The organism is Rhodococcus sp. R1101 (assembly GCF_000278445.1).
GTDB lineage: Bacteria > Actinomycetota > Actinomycetes > Mycobacteriales > Mycobacteriaceae > Rhodococcus > Rhodococcus gordoniae.
Window position 1 is genome coordinate 1 of the sequence record NZ_AJVB01000563.1, and the last position, 2283, is coordinate 2283.

Below are 2283 nucleotides of genomic sequence, written 5' to 3' on the forward strand. Positions count from 1 at the left end.
CGCCTTCTTCACCGTGTGGACGATCCAGCGCAGCCAGGACCTCGCCGTACTCAAAGCCGTCGGTGCATCCACCCGCTATCTGCTCCGGGATGCCCTCGGCCAGAGCCTGATCGTGCTCGTGCTGGGAGCCGGGCTCGGTACCGTGGCCGCACTCGGTCTCGGACTCGTTGCCGCACAGGTCGTCCCGTTCTCCCTCTCGATCTCGACCACCGTGGTTCCGTTCCTCGTCCTCGTGGCCACGGGCATGATCGGCGCGGCCGCCTCCCTGGCCCGTATCGCCAAGGTCGACCCCCTCACCGCGCTCGCAACCGCCCGATGAGCCACTCCACGAACCCGAAGGACTCCGATATGAGCATCTCCTTACACGACATCGTCCTCACATACCCCGACGGCGACGAGCGCCGACGCGTCCTCGACGAGGTGGATCTCGAGGTCCGGCGCGGCGAGTTCGTCGCCGTGACCGGTCCGTCCGGGTCCGGTAAGTCGAGCGTGCTCGCCGTCGCCGGCCTGCTCATCACCCCCGACGCCGGCCGCGTCGTCATCGACGGCAGCGACATGACGGGACTGGGTCGCGACGAGCGCACCACCGTACGGCGCGACAAACTCGGATTCGTGTTCCAACAGTCGAATCTGCTGCCGTCGCTGACCGCCGTCGAACAACTGCAGATGATGACCCACCTCGCCGGCGGATCGGTTCGCGAGAGCAGCACGCGCGCCAGGGATCTGTTGTGCTCGCTGGGTCTCGAGGAACATTTGGATCGGCGTCCCCACCAACTGTCGGGAGGTCAACGGCAACGGGTCGCCATCGCCCGCGGTCTGATGAACGATCCTTCGGTACTGCTGGTCGACGAGCCCACCTCGGCGCTCGACGAGGAACGCAGCCGGGAGGTCGTGACTCTGCTCGCCGATCTCAGCCGGGACCGCGATGTTGCGATCGTGATGGTCACCCACGACCTGAACCAACTCGCTCTCGTCGATCGCGCCTACCGGATGCGTAACGGAACCCTGCTCCCCTCCTCCGACCTTCCGACGGACGGCTCGGGGTACGGGCGAAGGTTCTCGACATCGTCCACATCGTGAACGTCCGGTCGGTCGGTTGCCCGGAACGATCCGGGGAACTCTGCCCCCGCAGCGCGGTCACCGGCTGCCGCGGCGCCTTTGCTCCGCGGCAGGGCGGCACGCGGTGGCCCATGCCGGTCGACATTCCTCACCTCCGGCCGGCGTCGGCATGGAGAACAGCGAGCATCAACGCGCACAGCTCGTCCTCGAACATGACCAGGTCGCGCCACACTCCCGCAACCTGGTCGCGTTCCCAGGACGCCAGCGCGGACACCACGAATCGCGCAGCCAGCGCCACGCGAGCTTTGCGCTGTTCGGGGGGTAGATGCCCGAGTTCGGAAGCCAGGTCGGAGAAGAGCTCCTTCAGTCCTTCCAGTCCGGGGATCGCAGGATAGGCCGGGTCGTCGGGGACCAGGGGCTGCGGGGAGGCGACGAAGTCGCTGCGGATGCCCGCCAACCACTGTTCGTTGAACCGGGCCCAATAGGAGGGGTTACGGGCGGCAACTTCCCGGACGAACGGGCGTACATAGGCTTCCACCAGCGCGGGCAGGCGATCCTGTGCGTGTTTCGCGGTCTCGTGCAGTTCCCGGGCGAACCCGTCTCCGGCAGCGCGGGTGGCCCACAGGTCGATCAGCAGTCCGTGCCAGGATCCGAAGTGGTACTTCACCGCGTCGTTGTTGCGCTGACCGGCTTCCCGGATCACCTCGCGAACCGAGACACCGGCCAGGCCACGCTCGGCGACCAGACGTTCGGCGGCGTCGAGAAGTGCCTCTCGGGTACTGGGTGCAGGCATGGACGTGAGCATACGAGAGTGCTACCTTCCTCGATTAGGTCATTTGACCTAATCTCGTGATCGGTTCAGGAGGAGCACGATGCGCACCGATTTCCCCCGGCGAATCTCCTTACTCGCAGCCCTTACGGCGGCAAGCCTGTTGACGGCCTGCGGTTCCGCCGCCGAACCGGATCCGGTCACCGACGGCCGCGAACACGGAGCTCTGCTGACGAGCCGATCACTCTCGGGGCCTCCGAAACTGCCCGGCGCCGGGCGCAGCGAACAGATCACCTACCTGTCCCAGGGGCCGATGGGCCAGGACGTCGTCGTGTCCGGCTCGGTGTCCGTACCTGCGGGCGAGGTTCCGGAAGGCGGATGGCCGGTGATCAGCTGGGCGCACGGCACCACGGGTGTCGCAGACGCCTGCGCGCCGTCTTCGGGCTCGGTGCCCG

Annotated in this window: 3 protein-coding genes and 1 pseudogene; 3 read left to right on the top strand and 1 reads right to left on the bottom strand. The window is 67.1% G+C overall.

Features of this window, described 5'->3' with window-relative positions; translation table 11 throughout:
• Together R1101_RS28060 and R1101_RS0121615 are read left to right on the top strand one after the other, a co-directional pair.
• Positions 1 to 319, top strand: a 319-nt coding sequence (locus R1101_RS28060; RefSeq protein WP_037224485.1) for an FtsX-like permease family protein, incomplete at its 5' end; no start/stop codon positions are given.
• 29 nt (positions 320 to 348) lie between these two features.
• Positions 349 to 1080, top strand: coding sequence for an ABC transporter ATP-binding protein (locus R1101_RS0121615; RefSeq protein WP_051017599.1), 732 nt, complete (start codon positions 349 to 351; stop codon positions 1078 to 1080).
• Positions 1081 to 1207: 127 nt separating this feature from the next.
• Here the strand turns inward: R1101_RS0121615 and R1101_RS0121620 are convergent, their stop codons facing one another.
• Entirely contained in the window at positions 1208 to 1852 is a 645-nt protein-coding gene (locus tag R1101_RS0121620) for a TetR/AcrR family transcriptional regulator (protein WP_037224490.1), read from the bottom strand.
• 79 nt (positions 1853 to 1931) lie between these two features.
• Here R1101_RS0121620 and R1101_RS28065 point away from each other — a divergent pair.
• Positions 1932 to 2283, top strand: a pseudogene (locus R1101_RS28065) (alpha/beta hydrolase); the annotation flags it as partial.

Excerpts from the sequence above, each read along its gene's own strand:
- R1101_RS0121620 (WP_037224490.1), bottom strand. The coding sequence starts at position 1,852 with ATGCCTGCACCCAGTACCCGAGAGGCACTTCTCGACGCCGCCGAACGT.
- R1101_RS0121615 (WP_051017599.1), top strand. The coding sequence starts at position 349 with ATGAGCATCTCCTTACACGACATCGTCCTCACATACCCCGACGGCGAC.